Raw genomic sequence first — 22,185 nt, forward strand, 5'->3', positions numbered from 1 at the left:
TCATTATCAACAAAAAATGAGCGGATTTGTGACATTTATGCCGATGTTTATTTTTCATGTTACCAGTAAACTTGTATTTATATAGAGAGTTGTAAAGAAATATAACAAGAAAAAAGAAAGGAAGTTTCTTCACATGACAATTGGCGAAATGAATATTCCGAAACGGACAATTATGACTCCCGGTCCTGTCGAGGTTCATCCGAGAGTGCTGAGGGCGCTTTCCTCACCTGTACTGGGACAATTCGATCCTGCATTTACAGACATGATGAACGACGTCATGGCGCTGCTCAGGCAAATTTTTAAGACGACAAATAAATGGGCATTTCCGATAGACGGGACATCGCGGGCCGGGCTTGAAGCCGTCCTTGCCAGTCTCATCAAACCGGGGGACCGGGTGCTCATTCCCATTTTCGGACGGTTCGGCTATCTGCTTGCCGAGATTTGTGAACGGTACCGGGCTGATGTTTATACAATGGAATGCCCATGGGGAGACGTTTTTGAACCAAAAGAGATCATCTCCGAAATCAAACGGACGAAACCGGAGATTGTTGCGGTTGTGCACGGTGAGACATCGACGGGATGCATTCAACCGCTCGAAGAAATCGGCCGGGCCTGCCGGGAGCTTGATGTGCTTTGTGTAGTCGATGCGGTGGCTACAATCGGCGGCACGGATGTCAATACGGATGAATGGTGCCTTGACGCGGTCGTCGGAGGTACGCAAAAGTGTTTATCCGTTCCTTCCGGTATGGCGCCGATCACATTTAACAGCCGGGTAGAAAAGCGCATCAATGAAAGGAAAAAGGTGGAACGGGGCATCGCCACAAGAGAAGATATTGAGCTTGAATCGGGACGCTTGCCGATTTCCAGCAATTATTTTGACCTCGGCATGCTGATGGATTATTGGAGCCCGAGGCGCCTCAATCATCATACAGAAGCGACTTCGATGCTGTACGGTTTGCGTGAAGGAGCGCGGGTCGTTCTTGAGGAGGGGCTCCGCGAGCGGTTCTCAAGACACCGGCTGCATGAAGCAGCGCTAATCAAGGGCATCAAAGCGATGGGTCTCGAATTGTTTACGGAAGGCCGGAAAAAGCTGCCGACCGTCACTTGTGTGAAAGTGCCTGATCGGGTTGACGCGGACCTTGTCAGGAAGATGATGCTTGACGACTTCTGCGTCGAAATCGCCAGCTCTTTCGGACCGCTGGCCGGAAAGATATGGAGAATCGGGACAATGGGGTACAGCTGCCGAAAAGAAAATGTTCTTTTTACATTGGCTGCTCTCGAAGCGGTTCTCATTCGCACAGGTGCTTCAGTATCGCCGGGAAATGCGCTTCAGACGGCTCTGGATTTCTATCATGAGTAGGCTAATCTCATGAAAACGTTTGACTTGCTTTTGAAAGGCGCTTCCGTCGTGTGCCTGGAAGGCGTAAGGAAAACTGATATCGGCGTCGGCGGGCTGATTGCTGTGCTGGGCGTGCTTGACGGCAGTGCGTCAATACATTTTTAAGGCAGACGAAAGAGAAGCAAAAGCGGTTCACTGAAGCGCAAAAAGCAGCCTGTGATCAGGCTGTTTTTTGTGGGATGACCAGAAAAAAACAATTTTGCGACATCCGTGAGAATCTAAAACAAGAGAATTAATCAAAAAAAGCAGGCTGAGAGGCCTGCTTTTCCGTGGTTTTGTGTAAGTCTCTTTTGGTGCAATCCGATCGATCTGTGTCTATTCCAACGATCTTAAATAACCGGCCAATACAGAATCGATCATTTCAGCCGTCAGCCTTTCAGGGGCCATGATCAAATGAAGCGCCAGCCCGTCGACAAGGGCGTACAGGTGCTCGGTTTCCTTTAGAACATCGATCCCCGGTTTGGCACCGGTATTCACCAGCATTTCAACAGCCGATTTACAGGCTGAATAAATGCCTTCATTCATCTCCTTTCTTAACGGTTTGAGCTCCGGATCGCTGAGCGATTTGGCCGTAAATGCATACCATGCCTCCATTTCCAGTTTTCGCTCCTCATCAAGAGGCATAAGCTGAAAAAGAAGCTGTTTGACGTTCTCAGCCGGTGTACCGTTAAATGTCATGCTCTCAATCCGCGTTTTGACCCGGTTTGCCACAAGCCTCATTGAATAAATGAAAAGCTCAGACTGTTGGGGAAAATAATGGCGCATCGATCCGGCCGAAAGTCCGGCTTCTTTAGCGACATTTCTGACGGTGCAATGTTCAAGTCCATCTCTGTGAATCACATTCCACACCGCTTCGGCAATTTTTTCTTTTTGTTTTTCGTGATCAACTATTTTTGGCATACACACATTATAACACGGGTGTATTATTTAATACATATGTGTTATAATTTTTTAGTACAAATGTGTTAAAAAGAGAGGCGGATAAAAGGTGATTGGTTTATTGATTATAGCTTGTGAGATCGGTTTTTGGATTTTTATTCTGCTTGGCCTTATTTTTCGCTATATGGCAGGCTGGAAAAAGGCTGGTTTGATCATGTTTGCATGCACACCGGTTTTGGATTTGCTGCTTTTGGCTGCAACGGCGCTTGATCTGTACAATGGGGCGCAAGCGGATGTTTTGCACGGCCTCGCCGCCGTTTATATCGGCGTCAGCATTGCGTTCGGAAGCCGCATGATCAAATGGGCGGATGAAAGGTTCGCCTATCGCTTTGCCGGCGGTCCGAAGCCTGACAAAGGCCCGCAGTACGGCAAGGAACACGCCAAAAAAGAGCGCAAAGGCTGGTTGCGGCATTTTATCGCATGGCTGATCGGGGCGGCGCTGCTGGCCGGGATGCATCTGTTCATCGGCGACCCGGAAAGAACGGAACCGTTAATCCACATCGCTTCTTTATGGTCGATCATCCTTGCCATCGATTTTCTGTACAGTTTCAGCTTTACCCTTTTTCCGAAGAAAGCCCGTTAAAAGAAGCCGGACATCCGGCTTCTTTTTCATGTTCAAGTATTCCGCCGCTGAAAAAGGAAATGCTACAAGCAGACCTGGATCAAGTTTTCGAAAAAAACCTGTGATAAACTAAAGGAAGAGGTGAACTGCATTGATTTATATTGGATTAACAGGATGGGGGGATCATGACAGCCTGTATCCGCCCAAAACAAGCAGTCAAAACAAGCTGATCCACTATTCGGCGCATTTTCCGATCGTCGAGCTTGATGCGAGCTTTTACGCGATTCAGCCCGAGCGGAACAATGAAAAATGGGTGAAGGAGACGCCGGAAACCTTTCAGTTTATCATTAAGGCATATCAGGGAATGACGGGGCATCAGCGCGGGGAAATCCCCTTTGAAACGAAAGACGACATGTTTGCTGCTTTTAAGCTTTCGTTAACGCCATACATAAAAGCGGGCAAGCTGGCGATGGTCCTCTTTCAGTTTCCGCCATGGTTTGATTGCAAAAAAGAAAACGTCAATTATTTAAGATGGGTAAAAGAGAAAATGGGAGATATACCGTGTGCGCTTGAATTCAGGCATCGGTCATGGTTTATGCCCCAGTTTTACGACAAAACGCTCGCTTTTATGGAGGAACAGCAATGGATTCACAGCATTTGCGATGAACCCCAGGCGGGCGAAGGCAGCATACCGACGGTTCTTCATGCGACTGACAGCAGGAAAACGCTCGTCCGTTTTCACGGCCGCAACAAGGAAGGCTGGTTAAGGCCGTCCTCCGGGCAAAATTGGCGTGAGGTCAGATATTTATATTTATATAATGAACAAGAATTAAAAGACTGGAAGAAAAACCTTGAGCTGCTTGAACAGCAGTCGAAAAACGTTTACGTGCTGTTTAATAACAATTCAGGCGGTGATGCGGCTCAAAACGGAAAGCAAATGAAGGAGCTGCTTGATATTGAATACAAAGGGCTTACGCCAAGGCAGCTCGATTTATTCAGCTAGAAAAGAGGACTTATTTTATGGAATATCTTATTTTGATCATACTCGGATTTATCGCGGGAACCATCGGCAGTCTTGTCGGGCTCGGCGGAGGGATCGTCATCGTTCCCTCGCTCCTTTTTCTGGCGGGGCTGCCGACGCTCTTTGACCATGTGACACCGCAAATGGCGGTCGGCACGTCGCTGGTTGTCATCATATTCACAGGGCTTTCTTCAACGATTGCGTATATGAAGTATAAAACCGTAGATTATAAAAGCGGTCTTATTTTTTTCATCGGCTCGGGGCCGGGCAGCATCGCAGGTGCCCATATATCGACATATTTCAGCTCAGACTCGTTTTCTCTATGGTTCGGGATTTTTATGATTCTCATTTCCCTTTCCTTAATGATAAAGAAAAGGGTGAAACCTGCCGAGAAAAAGCATACGGGCGTTATCAGAACGTTCACAGGGGATGAAGGACAGGAATATACGTATTCATATCATCCTTTAGCCGGAATCGCGATCGCCTTTGTCGTCGGCTTCCTCGGCGGGCTTTTCGGCATCGGGGGCGGCTCGCTGATGGTGCCGGCGATGATTCTTCTGTTTTTATTTCCGACAAGGGTCGCCGTTGCGACATCGATGTTTATTATTTTCCTTTCATCTGTCGCGGGCTCTGCCGGCCATGTCATCGCGGGCCATGTCAACTGGCTTTATGCGCTCGCATTGATCCCGGGCGCCTGGTTTGGCGGACAGCTCGGCGCCTACATTAATAAAAAGATGCAAACAAAGACGATCGTATTGATCATGAGGTTCGTATTGATCATCATCGGAATCAGATTAATCTATCAAGGCGTGTTTAGTTAAACGTTAGGGAGAGATTTGCATGACGGAAAAGCTCCATATTTACCATACGAACGATTTGCACAGCCATTTTGAAAACTGGCCGAAAATCGTCGATTATATTCAGACACAAAGACAAAAACATGAAGAGCAGGGGGAGGAAGTGCTTTTGTTCGACCTCGGCGATCATGTCGACAGATTCCATCCGATATCTGAGGCCACCTTCGGAAAAGCGAATGTGGAGCTGTTGAACCGTCTGCAGTATGATGCTGCAACGATCGGAAATAATGAAGGAATTACACTGCCGCATCAGGAGCTGGATACACTTTATGACAACGCTCAGTTTCCTGTCGTTGTTTCCAATTTATTTGACGAAAAAGGGAAGAGGCCCGGCTGGGCAGCGCCGTATGTGCTCAAAAAGGTGAAGAACGGCGCGACTCTTGCCATTCTCGGTGTGACAGTCCCGTATTATCCGATCTATCGACAGCTTGGCTGGACGGTTGCAGACGCATTTGAAAGCATCGGCGAGATGCTCAGTGAAATCAAAGGAAAAGCCGATACTGTCATCCTTCTTTCACACCTCGGCATTTTGGATGATCAGCGCGTCGCGGAGGCTTTTCCCGAAATCGACCTGATCCTCGGCTCGCATACCCATCACCTGCTTGAAGAAGGGATGATGATAGACGGTGTTATGCTGGCCTGCGCCGAAAAATATGGGAACTATGTCGGTCATGTTGAACTGACGTATAACGGAACGCTTGAGAACATCACAGCAACCGTTATGAAGACGGCAGAGTGGAACGAAGAATCAGAGGAGACGATTCGTTTTCTGAAGGAAAAAGAGAAAGAAGCCGGACATCTCCTTGAAGAAGAAATTGCGACATTGGACAACACCCTTGAAACCGCCTGGTTCCGCAGAAGCGCCCTTCCGCAAATGCTGGCAGACGCCTTAAAGGAATGGTGTGAGGCGGAAATCGGAATGGTCAACTCAGGCATTGTACTGGAATCTCTTTCACAAGGCGCGGTGACGAAAGCGGATGTTCACCGCATCTGTCCGCATCCGATTAATCCGGTCAAACTGAAGCTGACGGGACGTGAGCTGAAAGAGGTCATCCTTCATGCATCATCGGAAGAAACCGAGAAACTGCGCATTAAAGGGCTCGGTTTTCGCGGCGAAGTGATGGGAAAAATGCTGTATGCCGGCCTTGACCCGGAAAAGCTCTCTGTCAACGGAGCGGACATTGAAGATGATGTGTTCTACACGATCGCCACGATTGATATGTTTACACTCGGAACGCTGTTTCCGGCGATCCGCGATGCGGAAGATATCGAGTACTTTATGCCTGAATTCCTGCGCGATCTGCTCGCCTGGAAGCTTAAAAAAGCAAACCGGTTCTAATACAGATGGTTTAAGATTCGGGGCAAACCGGAACATGTCTCCCGCTTTATCATACATTAATGGTAAAGGAGGGATCGCGATGGTAAATTTAACTCCGATTATGATAGAAGATCAGCCGTTTACGGCTGTAACGGTCAAACTGCCGAAAACGAACTTTATGGCGGTAACCAATGACCATGGATATATTATGTGCGGAGCGCTTGACGTCGCCCTGCTGAACGATAAATTAAAAGAACGGAAGATCGTCGCCGCCAGAGCCGTCGGCGTGCGGACGATCGATCAGCTTCTCGAAGCCCCGCTCGAATCTGTAACCGATGCGGCCGGAGAGCTCGGCATCCATCCCGGAATGAGCGGAAAAGAAGCCCTTTTAAAAATGGTGAAATAAAGTTGTCTGATTGAATCGTAGATCCCCTCTTACAAGCATACACTTGTGATGTAAGGGGGGATTTTGCTTGCGAAGATTTCGCGGCCCTCTGTCAAAAAGAGGACCTTTGCCTTTTCGATATGTCATGCTGCTTTCGTTTGTATTTTTTATTTTTTCAACGGCCGTCAGTCTGTTGATCATCAACTCATCCATCAAACCGACGCTTCTGAACATTGCTGAAATGGAAACGAACCGGATTGCGACGCACGTCATCCAGGAAGCCGTCGAGGATTATATGAGCCAAGATGAAAATGTGCAAAATCTAGTAGAAATGAAGACGAATGAAAATGGAAAAGTAACAACAATTGATTTCAACTCTCATGGTCTTCGTGGTATGCATTCGAAAATTACGAAACAACTTCACGAAAAGCTGAAGGAAACAGAAACCGAAGAATTTAATTCTTCTGCGAAAACTCCCGAAGGTAAGAATGATGGTGTAATCTATAATATTCCACTAGGTCAGGCAACTGGAAACACGCTTCTTGGAAACCTAGGGCCGAAAATACCTGTACGGCTTAATGTTGTGGGGGATGTCTTTACAGATTTTAAGCATAGTGTCGAACCATATGGAATTAATAATGCTTTAATTAATGTCGGTGTGCTTGTCGAAGTCAAGGTCCGTGTCGTCATACCGTTTGCGACAAAAACGGCGGTTGTCAAAAATACGATTCCGGCAACGATTCAAGCCGTGCACGGCGAAGTACCCGACTTCTACAGCGGCAGCGGCAGCCAGACGGCGCCATCGATTCAAATTCCTTCAAAGGATGAAAAAACAGAGCAAAAAAAGGAACAAAATAAGCAATGATTTCCAGGCGTTCTGCAAACATCAGGCAGAATGCTTTTTTTCATGGCTTAGAAACGGCATGCGTCTATTTTCTTAAAAAAATACTTTGACTTAGGCAAAAAGACTGTATATACTATTCAATAATAATAATTATTAGAAAATTCACTGTTTTCAGATGTTTCGAAAAGATAAAGGAGGAAGCTTATGGATAATCGTCCGCAATGGGGAACAAGAGCGGGTTTTATTTTAGCAGCTGTCGGTTCTGCGATCGGTTTGGGGAATATTTGGAGGTTCCCGGCTGTAGCTTATGAAAACGGAGGAGGCGCGTTTTTTCTGCCATATTTGTTCGCGCTCTTGACAGCAGGAATCCCTCTTCTCATCATGGAATTTACAATCGGTCATAAATACAGAGGCTCAGCCCCGCTGTCCTATGCCCGGATGGGGAAAGGGAAGGAATGGATCGGCTGGTGGCAGGTCGCCATCTCATTTGTCATCTCGACGTATTATGCCGTTATCGTGGCATGGGCCATTTCTTACACTGTCTTTTCTTTCAATTTAGGCTGGGGGAAAAATACAGAAAATTTCCTAATGAATGAATATTTAAACAGAATTGATATCGGGGGAGGAGCCATCGGCCAATTCGGCGGCTTCGTGCCGGGCGTCCTGATTCCGCTCGCAATTGTCTGGATTGTTTCATTGGGGATTTTATTTGCCGGAGTCAAAAAAGGAATCGAAATCGCGAACCGCATTTTCATTCCGCTGCTTGTGGTCTTATTCTTAATCATTGTCATTTATTCGATAACACTTGACGGGGCTGCACAAGGACTGAATGCCTTTTTCACGCCTGATTGGAGCCAGATTACAAACGGAAAAGTGTGGGTGGCGGCCTACGGCCAAATTTTCTTCAGTCTGTCGATTGCGTTTGCCATCATGATTACGTATTCCAGCTATTTGCCGAAGAAATCGGATATTACAAACAATGCGTTTATCACCGGCTTTGGGAACTCGTCATTTGAACTGCTGGCCGGAATCGGGGTATTCAGTGCGCTGGGCTTTATGGCGGCGCAGCAAGGCGTTCCAGTCAAAGAAGTCGTCTCTTCGGGAATCGGTTTGGCGTTCGTCGTCTTCCCGCAAATCATCAATGAGTTTCCGGCGTTTAATGCGTTTTTCGGATTTTTATTCTTTGGCTCGCTCGTTTTGGCAGGTCTGACATCTCTCATTTCTATCTCTGAAACATATGTTGCCGCGATTCAGGATAAATTCAACGTTCCGCGGCGGAAAGCCGTTCTGTTCGGCGGAGGGGCTGCTGCATTGTGTTCGCTCGTATTTGCGACGAAAGGCGGGCTGTTCTTTCTCGATGCGGCAGATTACTTTATCAACAATTTCGGAGTGGCGCTTGCCGGATTGATCGAAGTCGTTGCGATTGCATGGTTTGCGAAAGAACTGAAAGCTCTGCAGGCTCACGCCAATTCGGTTTCCGACATTCAGCTCGGCGCCTGGTGGAGAATCTGCCTGAGCGTCGTCACCCCGATTGTTCTGGGGTATATGATGTTTGATAATATCAAGACGAATATCACAACAGCCTACGGTGATCTGCCGGTAGAGTTTCTCCTGAAATGGGGATGGTGCGTCGCTTTTGGAGCGATCGCAGCCGGATTTATCCTTTCGCTTTCAAAATGGAAGAACGAACTGAATTATACGCCATTTCAACATGACAAGGAGGTTTCCTCATGAACGGCGCATCTATAGCAATGATGGTGATCGGCATCGTCATTATTTGGGGAGGATTGGCCGCAAGCATTATCAATGCGGTTGTGAAAAGCAAGAAAAGCCAGGCCGGCTAACCTCTTAAAGCAAGACATCCCTATTCTTTTGAAATAGGGATGTCTTTTATTTTTTCTTTCGAAGCTCCTTCCGTTCCCATGCCCTTAAATGAGGATAAGGGTCAAAAGACCATTCGGTTCTTCCATTGTCTTTATACATGCCGTAGTGAAGATGGGGCGGGAATTTTCCCGATGTTCCCGGCGGCCCGTATCCCGTTGCTCCGACCGAGCCGATCACTTGGCCGGGCTCGACGATTTCTCCCACTTTCAAGCCTTTTGTGAATCCGTTTAAATGGGCGAAATAATGGTACGTATTGTTGATGTCTCTGATTCCGATCCGCCATCCGCCGAAACGATTCCAGCCTTTCATTTCAACAATACCGTAGCATGTCGACCGGACGGGGAGGCCATAATGGGCGAACAAATCCGTCCCTTCGTGAATCCGCCTGCCCCCGAATCCGCGGGCATCTCCCCATGTGCTTCTATAGCTGTAATCTGATCTTACGGGAAGAGGAAAGGCGTGCTTGCCCAAATCAATGTGGCCGTATTTTTGAAAAAGCCTGATAAAGCCTGATATGATGCCGACCGTCTGATCCCTTTCGTAAAACTCCCACAGGCCGATGCGGATATTTTCTATGTCTCTTCCGTATGTCAACAAGTATTGTCCAAACGTATAAAGGACGTCTTCATCCTGATCCGGTTCCGCCAGTCCGTCTCCGTTTCCGTCCATTCCAATTCCGTCAAAAACCTTGATGCTGAGCGGTGATGTATCTTTCGGGTTGGGGTTTTCAGGTCCGCTCCACACGCTTTGCGGAATATAAATCCCGGTGTGCCCTTTTTGCTTCGGCAAGTCCTTACGGTTTTTGCGGATATTGATTTCGTATTGGTCGACAGCCGCGAAAACATACCAAGGAATATGGGTTGCAGCTTCTGTTTTATGATAAAGGGCCATTCTCTTTTGCAGATCGGGCTCTTTTTTCTCCTTTGCAAGAGCGCACGGCTGCGATATGAGCAAAAGGAGGATGAGAACGGATAATACAGCTTTCACAGTGTCCTTAGCTCCTTTCAGTTTGAATACGGTTAGTTTGTGACATCTGCAGAAATCGATAATAAGAAAATGTTAGAAATTCCATCTTGACTAATCAAGCTCTTGTTCACAAATCTGTACTATGTTAAAGTGACTAAAGATGAAGATTTAGCATTTTTAATTTAAGCGGTTCCAAAGCAGGGGGACACATCCGGCGCTATGTTTTCGTATTGAACTTGACTACAATCCACAATGGAGATGATGGAATTGGCAAAGAAAGACGAGCACCTAAGAAAGCCCGAATGGCTTAAGATCAAGCTGAACACAAATGAAAACTATACGGGCTTAAAAAAATTAATGCGGGAAAACAACCTCCATACGGTCTGCGAAGAGGCGAAATGCCCGAACATCCACGAATGCTGGGCCGTCAGACGTACCGCGACCTTTATGATTCTCGGATCTGTCTGTACGAGAGCCTGCCGCTTCTGTGCGGTGAAGACGGGGCTGCCGACAGAGCTTGACTTGAATGAGCCGGAAAGAGTCGCAGATTCTGTGAGCATCATGAACCTGAAACACGCGGTCATTACAGCCGTTGCCCGCGACGATTTAAAAGACGGAGGAGCGGGGGTATTCGCTGAAACCGTACGCGCCGTCCGGAGAAAAAGCCCGTTTACAACAATTGAAGTTCTGCCGTCTGATATGGGCGGAGACTATAATAATTTGAAAACGCTGATGGATACGCGTCCGGACATTTTAAACCATAATATTGAAACGGTCCGCCGCCTGACGCCGAGAGTCCGTGCGAGAGCTACATATGAAAGATCATTGGAATTTTTGCGCCGCGCCAAAGAGATGCAGCCGGACATCCCGACGAAATCCAGCATTATGATCGGTCTTGGCGAAACAAAAGAAGAAATCATCGAAACAATGGACGACCTTCTTGCGAACAACGTCGACATCATGGCAATCGGCCAGTATCTGCAGCCGTCCAAAAAACACATTAAAGTACAGAAATATTACCATCCTGACGAGTTTGCCGAACTGAAAGAAATCGCCATGGAAAAAGGCTTCAGCCACTGTGAAGCAGGACCGCTCGTCCGTTCTTCATACCATGCCGATGAACAGGTGAATGAAGCGTCTAAAAAACGCCAGGCGCAGGCATAACATTGGATGAAAAAACGCCAGCCATATGCGCTGGCGTTTTTCTTATTTTCAGGTCAGGATTCGGTCGCTTTTCCTTTTCCGTCAAGGCCGTTTTCATCTGTACCTGTCGTTGTTTTGCCTTGCGGTGATTTTTGCATTTCCTTAATCGTATCGGCCATCAGCTGATCAACGTTTCTTGAATTGGCTCCAAGCCGGCTGAAGTTGGCGACGGATTGCATCATATCCGGATCATCGGAAATATAGATGTGGTAATACCTCGGAATGACGGATGCCGCCGTCTTTTTAACTTGGTCAGCCGTCTGTTCGCGCTGCCCAGAGTCCGTTTTGTACACGACAAGCGCTTCTTCGTCTGTCACAAGTGCTGAGGCATCTTGAATATTGGGAAGCTGAACCGTTAAACTAGATATAATATGCGCCATTTCTTCCCGATCAATTTGAGGCGCCTGCATTTCTTCCTTGTTTGCGACTGGAGTTGCCTGATGGCGCGCATATCCGAATCTGCCTTTCCGGTTGTCATTTCTGAACTTTTCATGATATTGAGGGTTCTTGTCTGCAACGTGAACGGTATTTCCGTCTTCGTCATATATATTGTGTTCGGTATCATTTAAGGCTGTCTGGCATCCTGCTAAAGGCACCGCCAGCAGCCCTGCTAAAAGAATTTTTTTATTCATTCTGCTTTTCCTCCTCTTTTATAGCTTTTCCAACGGGGAGGATTTATTCTTAGCAATTGATGGCGGCACGGGTTTGAATTATCATATAAAAGAGGTGAAAAGAATGATTGTCGTTCAGAACGCTGCATTTGAAGTCGTCAAAGATGTGAAAAACGGTTTTAACGAAGAAGCGTTTAAAGCCAGATACTCCGACATTTTAAATAAATATGACTACATCGTCGGGGATTGGGGATACAGCCAGCTGAGGCTGAAAGGCTTTTTTGACGATCAAAATCAAAAGGCCACATTTGATACGAAGATCAGCACGCTTGATGAATATATTTACGAGTACTGTAATTTCGGATGTGCCTACTTTGTTTTAAAACGTCTGCGAAAATAAGCGATCATAAAAGGGGATGCTCTGATGATGTATTTTGTCGATCGACACAAAATCGAAAACACGCTGAACTTCCTGGAAGAGGAGCTGCGGCTTTATCAAACACAGGAGGAATGGACTTCCGACGTCGAAAAAAAAGCGCTCGAACGAATCGGCCACACGCTGATCGAATGTATATTGGATATAGGGAACGATATGATTGACGGCTTTATTATGAGAGATCCTGGAAGCTATGACGACATTATGGATATACTGACCGATGAAAAGGTTGTCAGCCAAGCGGAAGGCGACAGTCTGAAACATTTGATCGCCTATCGGAAGACATTGGTTCAAGACTACTTGAATGTCAACCATGAAGAATTGGACATGCTGCTCAGCAGGCATGCGGAAACGCTTGAGAAATTTCCGGCGCGGATCCGCGATTATTTAAACCATGAGCTCGGTCCGGTATCCGCATTCAAACCGCACTAAACAAAACTGGAGTGTACAACATGAAAACATACAAAGGATACTTAATTGATCTGGATGGAACAATGTACAAAGGGACGGAAAAAATCGAAGAAGCATGCGAATTCGTAAGGAAGCTGAAAGAACGGAGCATCCCGTATCTGTTCGTCACAAACAATTCGTCGCGCACGCCGAAGCAAGTGGCGGACAAGCTTGTTTCATTTGATATTCCGGCCGAAGAGAGCCAGGTATTCACAACCAGCATGGCGACCGCCAATTTTATCGCCGAACAAAAACCGGATGCTTCCGTATATGTGATCGGTGAGGAAGGCATCCGCCAGGCCATTGAGGAAAAAGGACTGGCATTCGGCGAAGAAGACGCCGACTTCGTCGTCGTCGGTATCGACCGCGGCATTACATACGAAAAGCTAGCCGTCGGTTGCCTTGCCATCCGCAACGGCGCTACATTCATCTCGACTAACGGCGATATCGCTATTCCTACAGAAAGAGGACTATTGCCGGGCAATGGTTCTCTCACATCAGTATTAACCGTTTCTACGCAGACAGAGCCTATTTTTATCGGCAAGCCGGAGCCGATCATCATGGAGCAGGCGATGAAGGTGCTCGGCACAAATATCAGTGAAACGCTGATGGTCGGTGACAATTATGATACGGATATTATGGCGGGAATGAATTCCGGGATGGACACGCTTCTCGTTCATACGGGCGTGACCAAAAAAGAACACCTTGAAGCCTACCAGGAAAAGCCGACATATGTCATTGATTCTTTAACAGACTGGATGGATCGCATCTAAACCGCAAAAAAACACTTGTCTTTTAAGGACAAGTGTTTTTTAATGGCTTATTCCGCATCTTTTGCTCGATGCGCCAGTCTGCTGGATGCGGCTGCCGCAATCGCTCCGACGATATCATCCAAAAACGTGTGGCATTCGCCTGTTGATTTATCGTTTAAACGTGCGAGCACTCCCGGTTTGATTTTATCGATATATCCATAGTTTGTATAACCGATTGATCCATACAAATTCACAATGGAGAAGGATAAGATTTCATCGACGCCGTACAGGCTTTCATCTGTCTCGATTAAGGTTTGGAGCGGTTCCATGAGCTTTCTTTGCTCACCCAGCATATCCAATTGAATCCCTGTGATCACGGCGTTTTGAACTTCGCGTTTTTTCATGACCCGGTTGACATTCTCTTCACATTCTTCTTTTGTCAAGTTTGGATGATATTTCTTTTGTAGTACGTAGACAAGATCAGCAATATCCGAAATCTTGACGCCCCGTTTCTCAAGCCATTCTTTTGCTGCTGTTTCGATTTGATGCATGCTGTTGTTTTCCGGCATCATTTTCACCCAATCTTTTTTTACTTAGTGTATACAAACAACCTTAAAAATGTAACGATTTTAGAACTCTTTTTCCGAATCGATTCATAATCGAATCCCTTCATGATTACGATGTGTAGAAGGAGAAAAATTTATCAGGAAGTGATGTCCGTGAAGGAGCTGATCAAAGAAAAATTCGGAATCCATATTCGCGATCTTACTTCATACTTGTCTTATCAGGCTTTTCATACCCCGAATTCGATGTTTTTGATCGTCCCGGTATCCCACTTGAGTCAGGATGAGCTGGCGGAATTGTTTAGTATGAGTCAGTATTTGCAAGAACAGCGCGACCCATACGTTTCATCTTTTATATTGACAAAGGACGGGGAGATGACATTTGAGGACAATGGCGTCTCATATGTGCTGCTTCAAGCTGCTCCCCGCATGACAAACAGGTCCGTTTCATTTGGGGCGGAGCTGGCTGAATTTCATCAGAAGGGAAGAGGATACCCTTATGAGGTAAAAGAAACCTCGCGGATCGGGCAGTGGAAAGACCTTTGGGGGAAACGGCTCGACCAGCTGGAACAATTCTGGATCCAAAAAACGCAGGCAAGACAGTTGCAGCCTTTTGAAAAACATTTTATCGAATCGTTTCCTTATTATCTCGGTTTAACCGAAAATGCGATTCAATATTTGGCCGATACCGAATTGGATGATCAGCCGCAGGCCGCCGACTCCGGGACGATTTGCCAGCAGCGGCTCACCTGCGAGGCTTTAAGGCGCGAGCCGCTTATTAAAATCCCGATGGAATGGGTGTTTGATCATGCGGCCAGGGATCTTGCGGAATATGCCAGAAGCTTGTTTCACGAAAGGAAAAACTTCAATGACATCGCATTGTTTTTTCAGCAATACGAACAAGCCGCGCCGCTTTCCTCATTTTCTAAACGGCTGGTGTACAGCAGGCTTCTGTTTCCGCTCCACTATTTTGAGACGGTTGAAGGGTATTATATTTCTCCTGAATCAGAGCACCATTATTTTGAAAGCAGACTCGACCATTTATTGTCTCAAGCGCCGGCTTATGAGCAATTTCTAAATGGCTTTCAAGAAATGGCAGGCATGAGAGCCGCAGGATTTATGAGCATGCCGCCTATCAATTGGCTGAAAAGGACACCATAGACGCCGCGGTGTTCTTTTCTTCATGTTAACATTTCCGGATTTTTTCGATATGCTTAGATTGGGAGCTACTCTTAGAAAGGAACGAGGCAGCATGGACAAACCGTTTGTATATGTAACGAGAAAATTACCGGAAGAACAGCTTTCTGCGTTAAAAGAAGAAGCCCGTATTGAGATGTGGGAAAAGGAAGAAGAACCGTGCCCGCGCGCCGTTCTGGCGGAAAAAGCAAAAAAGGCGCACGGACTGTTGACGATGCTTTCCGACACAGTTGATGAGGAGCTTTTAAAAGGTGCGCCGCATTTAAAAGTGGTGGCCAATTTGGCGGTGGGCTATGACAACCTCGATGTGGAGGCTGCGAAAAAGCATGGCGTCATCTGCTGCAACACGCCCGGCGTGCTGACAGAGTCAACGGCAGATTTGACGTTTGCTCTGCTGATGGCATCCGCGCGCAGAATCGTCGAGGCAAGCGACTGGATTAGACAAGGTAACTGGACGGGCTGGGGGCCGCTGCTTTTGGCCGGAGCGGATATCCATCATAAAACGATTGGCATCGTCGGGATGGGGAGCATTGGACAAGCCGTCGCCCGGCGGGCGAAAGGCTTTGGCATGGAGATTTTATATCATAACCGTACCCGCAATCCCGAGGCGGAAGCCGAACTGGGGGCAACTTATCTATCCTTTGGCGAACTGCTCGAACAGGCGGATTTTGTGGTATGCCTGACGCCTCTGACTGAGGAAACGAAGCATCTGTTTAACCGCAGCGCATTCAAAAGGATGAAGCGCTCCGCTATTTTTATCAACGTCTCAAGAGGACAGGTTGTGAATGAAGACGATTTATATGAAGCCCTGATCGAAAAAGATATTGCCGGCGCAGGACTCGACGTCTTTGCGGAAGAACCCGTGCAGCAGGATCACCCGCTCGCCAATCTGCCGCAAGTGACCGCGCTGCCACACATCGGCAGCGCCACTGTCGAAACGAGAGAAGCCATGATGAGGCTTTGTGCGGAAAATATTGCGCTTGTCCTGGGAGGGAAGCCGGCAAAGACCGAGATTTGATGTTTCTTCCGGCCGGCCTGACGGGTCGGAAGATTTTCTCACAAAAATATTTCTGAATATATAGAATCTTATTATATCAATGTATAAAGCGTTTTCATGATTTGTTTTTCAGCAAATGTCATCTTGTCAAAAAAAGAATCCCCCATTATAATGTTTGTAACTTAAATGTCTGCGTTGTGTTTACAAATGTCCTTAGAGAGAGGACGATAAGAGAGAGAAAGGTGGAATTTCATTGAAGGCGATACGAGTGGGGCTGCTAGGATTAGGAACAGTCGGGAGCGGTGTGGTGAAGATTATTCAGGATCACCAGGATAAGCTGACACACCAAGTCGGATGCCCTGTTACGATTCAAAAAGTTCTTGTAAAAGATAAAGATAAGAAGAGGGATGTCGACCTTTCCAAAGATGTTCTGACGACGGAAGCTTATGATGTCATTCAAGATCCGGAAGTGGATGTCATCATTGAGGTCATCGGGGGAATCGAGGAGACAAGACGCTATTTGCTTGACGCGCTTCAGGCGAAAAAACATGTCGTGACAGCGAATAAAGATTTGATCGCCCTCTATGGATCGGAACTGACGGCTGCCGCGAAAGAAAACGGCTGCGACCTTTATTTTGAAGCGAGCGTCGCCGGCGGAATTCCGATTTTGCGAAGCCTGGAAGACGGGCTGGCTTCAGACCGGATTACGAAAATGATGGGAATCGTCAATGGAACGACCAACTTCATTTTAACGAAGATGAATAAAGAAAACGCGCCTTATGCTGATGTGCTGAAAGAAGCGCAGGAGCTCGGCTTCGCCGAAGCGGACCCGACAGCTGATGTTGAAGGTCTTGATGCGGCGAGAAAGATGGCGATTTTGGCCAGGCTCGGTTTCTCAATGAATGTCGATCTTGACGATGTCAAAGTGAAGGGCATTTCCCAAGTGTCTGATGAAGACATCAATTTCAGCAAACGGCTCGGCTATACGATGAAGCTGATCGGCATCGCCCAGCGCGACGGACAAAAAGTCGAAGTGAGCGTCCAGCCGACATTGTTGCCGGAGCATCATCCGCTGTCTTCCGTCCATAATGAATTCAATGCGGTTTACGTGTATGGCGAGGCCGTCGGGGAAACGATGTTTTACGGGCCTGGCGCAGGAAGCATGCCGACTGCGACCGCCGTCGTATCAGATTTGGTTTCCGTCATGAAAAACATGCGTCTCGGCGTGAACGGCAGCAGCTTTGTCGATCCGCAATTTGAAAAGAAGATCAAGGCACCTTCTGAAATCTTCGCCCAGCAGTTTTTAAGAATTCATGTTAAAGATCAGGTCGGTTCGTTTTCAAAAATCACATCGATTTTTTCGGAAAGAGGCGTCAGTTTTGAAAAAATTCTGCAGCTTCCGATTAAAGGCCATGATGACCTGGCTGAGATTGTCATTGTGACACATCATACGTCAGAAGAGGATTTTACGGATATCTTGCAAAAGCTGAATGATCTTGAGGTTGTTGATCAGGTGAAAAGCACTTATCGAGTAGAAGGGAACGGTTGGAGCTAATGTGGAAAGGACTCATCCATCAATATAAAGAATATTTGCCAGTAACGGACAAAACACCGGAATTGACGCTGAACGAAGGAAATACCCCACTCATTTATCTGCAAAATCTTTCGAAAAAGCTCGGAATCGAGCTTTATGTCAAAACAGAGGGTGTCAATCCTACAGGCTCCTTTAAAGACCGCGGGATGGTCATGGCGGTCGCCAAGGCGAAAGAAGAAGGCAATGACACGATCATGTGCGCTTCGACCGGCAATACGTCAGCTGCTGCTGCGGCTTATGCGGCTCGCGCCAACATGAAGTGCATCGTCATTATTCCAGACGGCAAAATCGCCTTCGGAAAGTTGGCCCAAGCCGTCATGTACGGCGCTAAAATCATTGCGATCGACGGAAACTTCGACGATGCCCTGAAAATGGTGCGCAGCATTTGCGAGAAAGAGCCGATTGCACTCGTCAACTCTGTGAATCCTTACCGGATTGAAGGACAGAAAACCGCTTCCTTTGAAATCTGTGAACAGCTGGGCGAAGCGCCTGACATCCTTGCAATTCCTGTCGGGAATGCCGGAAATATTACGGCTTACTGGAAAGGCTTTAAAGAATATCATGAGAAAAACGGCACAGGCCTGCCGGTCATGAGGGGTTTTCAGGCGGAAGGCGCGGCCCCGATTGTCAAAAACAGAGTAATTGAAAAGCCGGAAACCATTGCGACAGCGATCAGAATCGGAAATCCGGCAAGCTGGGACAAAGCGGTCAATGCTGCAAAAGAATCGAACGGAAAAATCGATGAAGTGTCAGACGAAGAGATCCTGCACGCTTATCAGCTCCTGGCAAGAGAAGAAGGCGTATTTGCAGAACCGGGATCGTGCGCATCTATTGCCGGCGTACTGAAACAGCTGGAAACGAAAGAGATTCAGCCGGGGGCGAAAGTTGTCGCTGTCTTAACCGGAAACGGCTTGAAAGATCCGAACACAGCCGTTGATGTGTCGCAGATCAAACCTGTCACACTGCCGACAGATGAAGAAGCCATTCTCGAACACTTAAAAGGAGCCGCTCGTGTATGACTGAGGCTGACATGCTGTTTTCCGTTACGGTTCCCGGAAGCACGGCCAATCTGGGCCCGGGCTTTGATTCAGTCGGCATGGCGCTGTCCCGTTATTTGAGACTGTCTGTTTTTCCTCATGATGAGTGGCGTTTTGAGGCTGAAACAGAAGTCGTAGCGGGAATTCCTGAAGGGACGGATAATTTAATTTACCAGGTGGCCAAACGGACCGCCGCTCACTTCGGAAAAGACCTTCCGCCAAGCCTCGTCAAAGTGTGGAGCGATATTCCGCTGGCGCGCGGTCTCGGCAGCAGCGCAGCCGCAATTGCCGCTGCGATTGAGCTGGCGAACGAACTTGCCGATTTAAAGCTCTCTGACCGCGAGAAACTCCATTTTGCAAGCCTTGAAGAAGGCCATCCTGACAATGCCGGAGCATCGCTTTTCGGCGGGCTTGTCATCGGACTTCATGAAGAAGATGAAACAGAGATGGTTTCGATGAAAGACATCGATTTGGATGTCGTTGTCGTCATTCCTTTTTATGAAGTGCTGACAAAAGATGCGCGGGATGTTCTTCCCGAAAGCCTCTCTTATCCGAAAGCGGTGGAAGCAAGCGCGGTCAGCAATATGCTCGTCGCCGGACTGATGGCGAAAGATTGGAAGCTTGTCGGCCGCATGATGCAAAAAGACCTCTTTCATCAGCCTTACCGAAGGGCGCTCGTCCCTGAGCTTTCTAAAGTGGAGCATGAAGCAGGCAAAAACGGCGCGTTTGGGACCGCTTTAAGCGGAGCAGGACCGACGATCCTTTCCTTTATTGAAAAAGGAAAGGGAGACGCGCTGAGAGATCAGCTTGCTTCTAAGTTTCCGCATTGTGAAGTGGACTGCCTTCATGTCCCGGATACAGGCATTATCGTTGAAAGAAAATCAGTAAACAGTGTTTAACGAAAAAAGAGCTTTTTCGGCTCTTTTTTTGTTTGCCTTCAAAACAAGGATTTTTATTTAGAAAGTCGAAATAGTATGACAAACATATAGAGGAGGAGAAACGAACATGAAGCAGCTGATAACCGAAAAAGACCTCATCAAGCTTGTATCCATTACCGACCCGCAGTACTCGCCTGACGGTGCAAAAATCGCCTACGTACAAACAAAAGTAAACGAAAAACAGGACTCTTATGATTCGCATATCATGGTCTACGACCGCAAACAACAAGCGTCAGTACAATGGACGTTTGGAAAAGGAAGAAACCAGCATCCGCGCTGGTCGCCCGACGGCAAATCCCTTGCATTTACGTCTAATCGCGAGGAAACCACACAACTTTACGTGATAAGCGCCGCCGGAGGAGAAGCGAGAAAAGTGACCGATATTCCTTATGATGTATCACAGCCTGAATGGTCGCCTGACGGCAAGTCATTGCTTTGTTCAGTGAGGCTGACGAAAGAGGAAAGCGTCGACGATGAGAAAAAAACGGAGATTGAAGATCACGAACCGCTGGAAGTCGATTCTTTGTCTTATAAATTAGACGGCCAAGGGTTTAAAAGGGGAAAGTATACGCAGCTTGTCCTCGTTCAAGTGGAAACCGGGGAGATAAAACAGCTGACCGATCTAGAACGCGACCATTTCAGCTACGCATTTTCACCGTGCGGAGGCAGGATTGCATTTTGTGCCAATCAGACGGATATGCGTGTGAACGATGTCTATTTGATGAACCTTTCGACAGGTGATTTGAAGCGCCTGACAGGTCAAAACGGCGTTTTTTCTTCACTATCGTTTTCTCCTGACGGCAAACACCTTGCATTCATCGGAAACGAAAAGGAATTTCAAAACGCCACGCTTGATAAAGCATGGCTGTATAATATCGAAACAGGAAAACTAACGTGTCTGACGGAAATGCTTGATGTCCATCTCAGCGATGCAGTAGCAGGGGACAGCCTTGTCGGAGGCGTTCTTCCGAAACCGGTCTGGACCAAAGACGGAAACGGCTTTTATGTCATTGGATCTGACCAAGGTTCGACAGGCATTTACTACATATCAATCGAAGGTCTTGCTTATCCGGTCCGGTTGGAAAAAGAGCATCTGAACGGATTCAGCCTGCATCCGGATGAAAAAAGTTTTGCGGCATCGATAGCCCTGCCTGTCCGGCCGAGCGAACTTTACCATCTCCCATTGGGTGAAGAAACAGCGGAGCGATTAACAGATGCCAACCAAGCGTTTACGGAAGAGCATATCATATCGGAACCGGAGGAGCTTCAATTTCAGACAGCGGACGGTTTGACAATTCACGGTTGGCTGATAAAGCCTGCTCAATATGAAAAAGGAAACACGTATCCGCTCATTCTGGAAGTGCACGGCGGTCCTCACGCCATGTATGCGAATGCTTATTTTCACGAATTTCAAGTGCTGGCCGCAAAGGGAAGCGCCGTTGTATATGTCAATCCGCGGGGAAGCCACGGCTACGGACAGGATTTTGTCAACCGGGTGAGAGGCGACTACGGCGGGGGAGATTTTAAAGATGTAATGGCAGCTGTTGACCACGCGCTGGGACAATATGATTTCATCGATCAAGAAAGGCTCGGAATCACAGGAGGAAGCTACGGCGGCTTTATGACAAACTGGGCTGTCGGCCACACGAATCGCTTTAAGGCCGCGGTGACGCAGAGGTCCATTTCCAATTGGATCAGTTTTTACGGGGTAAGCGACATCGGCTATTTTTTCACAGACTGGCAGATCGGAGCGGACCTTTTTGAAAATCCCGGCAAACTGTGGGAGCATTCGCCGCTCAAATATGCGGACAAGGTGGAGACTCCTCTTCTCATCCTCCATGGCGAACGGGACGACAGGTGCCCGATTGAACAGGCGGAGCAGCTGTTTACGGCATTGAAAAAAATGGGGAAAGAAGTGAAATTCGTCAGATTCCCGAATGCGTCGCACGATTTATCAAGAAGCGGGCATCCGAAGCAGCGGATCAGACGGCTTGAGTATATTGCCGGCTGGTTTGAAGATTATCTATAAAAAAAGAAAAGGCTGCCGTAATGAACGGCAGCCTCAGCGTGTCGACAAACCCTCGCATTCGTTGTCAGGCCTGCGCGTCGGTGCTCACGAATAGAGGAAGGATCGGCGGCTAACCGCCCAGGCGTCCTGCCTGAACGCCGCCGTCATCACCTCCTGTGAAAGTCTGCTCCGATGCTCGGCCTTCCTAGACTGCAAGGGTTTTC

The 22,185-nt window shown here is 47.5% G+C and carries 24 protein-coding genes; 20 read left to right on the top strand and 4 right to left on the bottom strand.

Annotated features, from left to right (window positions below):
- The first annotated feature begins 133 nt into the window (after positions 1 to 133).
- Positions 134 to 1,360: a pyridoxal-phosphate-dependent aminotransferase family protein gene (locus ACH97_RS01390; RefSeq protein WP_020452854.1), complete on the top strand. Its 1,227-nt coding sequence runs from the start codon at positions 134 to 136 to the stop codon at positions 1,358 to 1,360.
- Between the two features lie 9 nt (positions 1,361 to 1,369).
- Positions 1,370 to 1,504: a hypothetical protein gene (locus ACH97_RS24175; protein WP_256379618.1), complete on the top strand. Its 135-nt coding sequence runs from the start codon at positions 1,370 to 1,372 to the stop codon at positions 1,502 to 1,504.
- Between the two features lie 210 nt (positions 1,505 to 1,714).
- On the opposite strand, the gene ACH97_RS01395 is transcribed toward ACH97_RS24175, so the two are convergent.
- Positions 1,715 to 2,299, bottom strand: coding sequence for a TetR/AcrR family transcriptional regulator (locus tag ACH97_RS01395; protein ID WP_020452853.1), 585 nt, complete (start codon positions 2,297 to 2,299; stop codon positions 1,715 to 1,717).
- Between the two features lie 88 nt (positions 2,300 to 2,387).
- Here ACH97_RS01395 and ACH97_RS01400 point away from each other — a divergent pair, with 88 nt between their 5' ends.
- From ACH97_RS01400 to ACH97_RS22635, 8 genes are all read left to right on the top strand, one after another.
- Positions 2,388 to 2,921, top strand: coding sequence for a membrane protein (locus ACH97_RS01400; protein ID WP_041817309.1), 534 nt, complete (start codon positions 2,388 to 2,390; stop codon positions 2,919 to 2,921).
- A 130-nt stretch (positions 2,922 to 3,051) separates the two neighbouring features.
- Positions 3,052 to 3,903: a DUF72 domain-containing protein gene (locus ACH97_RS01405; RefSeq protein WP_020452851.1), complete on the top strand. Its 852-nt coding sequence runs from the start codon at positions 3,052 to 3,054 to the stop codon at positions 3,901 to 3,903.
- 17 nt (positions 3,904 to 3,920) lie between these two features.
- A complete protein-coding gene (locus ACH97_RS01410) occupies positions 3,921 to 4,742 on the top strand; it encodes a sulfite exporter TauE/SafE family protein (RefSeq protein WP_020452850.1) in 822 nt (273 codons plus the stop codon).
- Between the two features lie 19 nt (positions 4,743 to 4,761).
- Positions 4,762 to 6,117, top strand: a complete 1,356-nt coding sequence (locus ACH97_RS01415) for a bifunctional metallophosphatase/5'-nucleotidase (RefSeq protein ID WP_020452849.1) — start codon at positions 4,762 to 4,764, stop codon at positions 6,115 to 6,117.
- A 79-nt stretch (positions 6,118 to 6,196) separates the two neighbouring features.
- Positions 6,197 to 6,502, top strand: a complete 306-nt coding sequence (locus ACH97_RS01420; RefSeq protein ID WP_003184991.1) for a YunC family protein — start codon at positions 6,197 to 6,199, stop codon at positions 6,500 to 6,502.
- A 67-nt stretch (positions 6,503 to 6,569) separates the two neighbouring features.
- Positions 6,570 to 7,346 carry a sporulation protein YunB gene (gene yunB / locus ACH97_RS01425; protein ID WP_020452848.1) on the top strand — a complete coding sequence of 259 codons (777 nt, stop codon included), beginning with the start codon at positions 6,570 to 6,572 and terminating at the stop codon, positions 7,344 to 7,346.
- Positions 7,347 to 7,529: 183 nt separating this feature from the next.
- Positions 7,530 to 9,059, top strand: a complete 1,530-nt coding sequence (locus tag ACH97_RS01430) for a sodium-dependent transporter (protein ID WP_020452847.1) — start codon at positions 7,530 to 7,532, stop codon at positions 9,057 to 9,059.
- Positions 9,056 to 9,169: a methionine/alanine import family NSS transporter small subunit gene (locus ACH97_RS22635; protein ID WP_003184985.1), complete on the top strand. Its 114-nt coding sequence runs from the start codon at positions 9,056 to 9,058 to the stop codon at positions 9,167 to 9,169. The genes ACH97_RS01430 and ACH97_RS22635 overlap by 4 nt, the downstream gene beginning before the upstream one ends.
- 46 nt (positions 9,170 to 9,215) lie before the next feature.
- Here ACH97_RS22635 and ACH97_RS01435 read toward each other — a convergent pair whose 3' ends face one another.
- Positions 9,216 to 10,196, bottom strand: coding sequence for a M23 family metallopeptidase (locus ACH97_RS01435; protein WP_020452846.1), 981 nt, complete (start codon positions 10,194 to 10,196; stop codon positions 9,216 to 9,218).
- 231 nt (positions 10,197 to 10,427) lie between these two features.
- Here ACH97_RS01435 and lipA point away from each other — a divergent pair, with 231 nt between their 5' ends.
- Positions 10,428 to 11,339: a lipoyl synthase gene (gene lipA / locus ACH97_RS01440; RefSeq protein ID WP_009329538.1), complete on the top strand. Its 912-nt coding sequence runs from the start codon at positions 10,428 to 10,430 to the stop codon at positions 11,337 to 11,339.
- A gap of 53 nt (positions 11,340 to 11,392) precedes the next feature.
- Here lipA and ACH97_RS01445 read toward each other — a convergent pair whose 3' ends face one another.
- Positions 11,393 to 12,010 (bottom strand): YhcN/YlaJ family sporulation lipoprotein, encoded by a 618-nt coding sequence (locus ACH97_RS01445; protein WP_020452845.1) that lies wholly within the window; start codon positions 12,008 to 12,010, stop codon positions 11,393 to 11,395.
- A gap of 103 nt (positions 12,011 to 12,113) precedes the next feature.
- On the opposite strand from ACH97_RS01445, the gene ACH97_RS01450 reads away from it, so the two are divergent.
- From ACH97_RS01450 to ACH97_RS01460, 3 genes are read left to right on the top strand one after another with little or no spacing between them, the layout of a single operon-like run.
- The gene (locus ACH97_RS01450; protein WP_003184977.1) at positions 12,114 to 12,389 is read left to right on the top strand and encodes a YutD family protein; all 276 of its coding nucleotides are present in this window, start codon (positions 12,114 to 12,116) and stop codon (positions 12,387 to 12,389) included.
- Between the two features lie 27 nt (positions 12,390 to 12,416).
- Complete coding sequence (locus tag ACH97_RS01455; protein ID WP_023856189.1) at positions 12,417 to 12,857, top strand: DUF86 domain-containing protein; 441 nt, start codon at positions 12,417 to 12,419, stop codon at positions 12,855 to 12,857.
- A 20-nt stretch (positions 12,858 to 12,877) separates the two neighbouring features.
- A complete protein-coding gene (locus ACH97_RS01460) occupies positions 12,878 to 13,648 on the top strand; it encodes a TIGR01457 family HAD-type hydrolase (RefSeq protein ID WP_020452843.1) in 771 nt (256 codons plus the stop codon).
- Between the two features lie 47 nt (positions 13,649 to 13,695).
- Here ACH97_RS01460 and ACH97_RS01465 read toward each other — a convergent pair whose 3' ends face one another.
- Positions 13,696 to 14,196 carry a phosphatidylglycerophosphatase A family protein gene (locus ACH97_RS01465; protein WP_020452842.1) on the bottom strand — a complete coding sequence of 167 codons (501 nt, stop codon included), beginning with the start codon at positions 14,194 to 14,196 and terminating at the stop codon, positions 13,696 to 13,698.
- Between the two features lie 144 nt (positions 14,197 to 14,340).
- On the opposite strand from ACH97_RS01465, the gene yutH reads away from it, so the two are divergent.
- The 6 genes from yutH (at position 14,341) to ACH97_RS01495 (ending at position 21,982) form a co-directional block, all read left to right on the top strand.
- Entirely contained in the window at positions 14,341 to 15,351 is a 1,011-nt protein-coding gene (gene yutH / locus ACH97_RS01470; RefSeq protein WP_020452841.1) for a spore coat putative kinase YutH, read from the top strand.
- A 91-nt stretch (positions 15,352 to 15,442) separates the two neighbouring features.
- The gene (locus tag ACH97_RS01475) at positions 15,443 to 16,405 is read left to right on the top strand and encodes a 2-hydroxyacid dehydrogenase (protein WP_020452840.1); all 963 of its coding nucleotides are present in this window, start codon (positions 15,443 to 15,445) and stop codon (positions 16,403 to 16,405) included.
- 232 nt (positions 16,406 to 16,637) lie between these two features.
- Entirely contained in the window at positions 16,638 to 17,939 is a 1,302-nt protein-coding gene (locus ACH97_RS01480) for a homoserine dehydrogenase (RefSeq protein ID WP_020452839.1), read from the top strand.
- Positions 17,939 to 18,997, top strand: coding sequence for a threonine synthase (gene thrC / locus ACH97_RS01485; protein ID WP_026580069.1), 1,059 nt, complete (start codon positions 17,939 to 17,941; stop codon positions 18,995 to 18,997). Before ACH97_RS01480 ends, thrC begins: the two co-directional genes overlap by 1 nt.
- Positions 18,994 to 19,914, top strand: coding sequence for a homoserine kinase (gene thrB / locus ACH97_RS01490; RefSeq protein ID WP_020452837.1), 921 nt, complete (start codon positions 18,994 to 18,996; stop codon positions 19,912 to 19,914). Before thrC ends, thrB begins: the two co-directional genes overlap by 4 nt.
- Positions 19,915 to 20,020: 106 nt before the next feature.
- Positions 20,021 to 21,982 carry a S9 family peptidase gene (locus tag ACH97_RS01495; protein ID WP_050820793.1) on the top strand — a complete coding sequence of 654 codons (1,962 nt, stop codon included), beginning with the start codon at positions 20,021 to 20,023 and terminating at the stop codon, positions 21,980 to 21,982.
- Positions 21,983 to 22,185: the final 203 nt, after the last annotated feature.

It is taken from the genome of Bacillus paralicheniformis, assembly GCF_001042485.2.
Taxonomy (GTDB): domain Bacteria; phylum Bacillota; class Bacilli; order Bacillales; family Bacillaceae; genus Bacillus; species Bacillus paralicheniformis.

Bases quoted from the DNA above. Each gene is read 5' to 3' on its own strand.
- ACH97_RS01390 (WP_020452854.1), top strand. From the start codon at position 134: ATGACAATTGGCGAAATGAATATTCCGAAACGGACAATTATGACTCCC.
- ACH97_RS24175 (WP_256379618.1), top strand. From the start codon at position 1,370: ATGAAAACGTTTGACTTGCTTTTGAAAGGCGCTTCCGTCGTGTGCCTG.
- ACH97_RS01395 (WP_020452853.1), bottom strand. From the start codon at position 2,299: ATGCCAAAAATAGTTGATCACGAAAAACAAAAAGAAAAAATTGCCGAA.
- ACH97_RS01410 (WP_020452850.1), top strand. From the start codon at position 3,921: ATGGAATATCTTATTTTGATCATACTCGGATTTATCGCGGGAACCATC.
- ACH97_RS01415 (WP_020452849.1), top strand. From the start codon at position 4,762: ATGACGGAAAAGCTCCATATTTACCATACGAACGATTTGCACAGCCAT.
- ACH97_RS01420 (WP_003184991.1), top strand. From the start codon at position 6,197: ATGGTAAATTTAACTCCGATTATGATAGAAGATCAGCCGTTTACGGCT.
- ACH97_RS01430 (WP_020452847.1), top strand. From the start codon at position 7,530: ATGGATAATCGTCCGCAATGGGGAACAAGAGCGGGTTTTATTTTAGCA.
- ACH97_RS22635 (WP_003184985.1), top strand. From the start codon at position 9,056: ATGAACGGCGCATCTATAGCAATGATGGTGATCGGCATCGTCATTATT.
- lipA (WP_009329538.1), top strand. From the start codon at position 10,428: ATGGAGATGATGGAATTGGCAAAGAAAGACGAGCACCTAAGAAAGCCC.
- ACH97_RS01445 (WP_020452845.1), bottom strand. From the start codon at position 12,010: ATGAATAAAAAAATTCTTTTAGCAGGGCTGCTGGCGGTGCCTTTAGCA.
- ACH97_RS01450 (WP_003184977.1), top strand. From the start codon at position 12,114: ATGATTGTCGTTCAGAACGCTGCATTTGAAGTCGTCAAAGATGTGAAA.
- ACH97_RS01455 (WP_023856189.1), top strand. From the start codon at position 12,417: ATGTATTTTGTCGATCGACACAAAATCGAAAACACGCTGAACTTCCTG.
- ACH97_RS01460 (WP_020452843.1), top strand. From the start codon at position 12,878: ATGAAAACATACAAAGGATACTTAATTGATCTGGATGGAACAATGTAC.
- ACH97_RS01465 (WP_020452842.1), bottom strand. From the start codon at position 14,196: ATGCCGGAAAACAACAGCATGCATCAAATCGAAACAGCAGCAAAAGAA.
- yutH (WP_020452841.1), top strand. From the start codon at position 14,341: ATGTCCGTGAAGGAGCTGATCAAAGAAAAATTCGGAATCCATATTCGC.
- ACH97_RS01475 (WP_020452840.1), top strand. From the start codon at position 15,443: ATGGACAAACCGTTTGTATATGTAACGAGAAAATTACCGGAAGAACAG.
- thrC (WP_026580069.1), top strand. From the start codon at position 17,939: ATGTGGAAAGGACTCATCCATCAATATAAAGAATATTTGCCAGTAACG.
- thrB (WP_020452837.1), top strand. From the start codon at position 18,994: ATGACTGAGGCTGACATGCTGTTTTCCGTTACGGTTCCCGGAAGCACG.
- ACH97_RS01495 (WP_050820793.1), top strand. From the start codon at position 20,021: ATGAAGCAGCTGATAACCGAAAAAGACCTCATCAAGCTTGTATCCATT.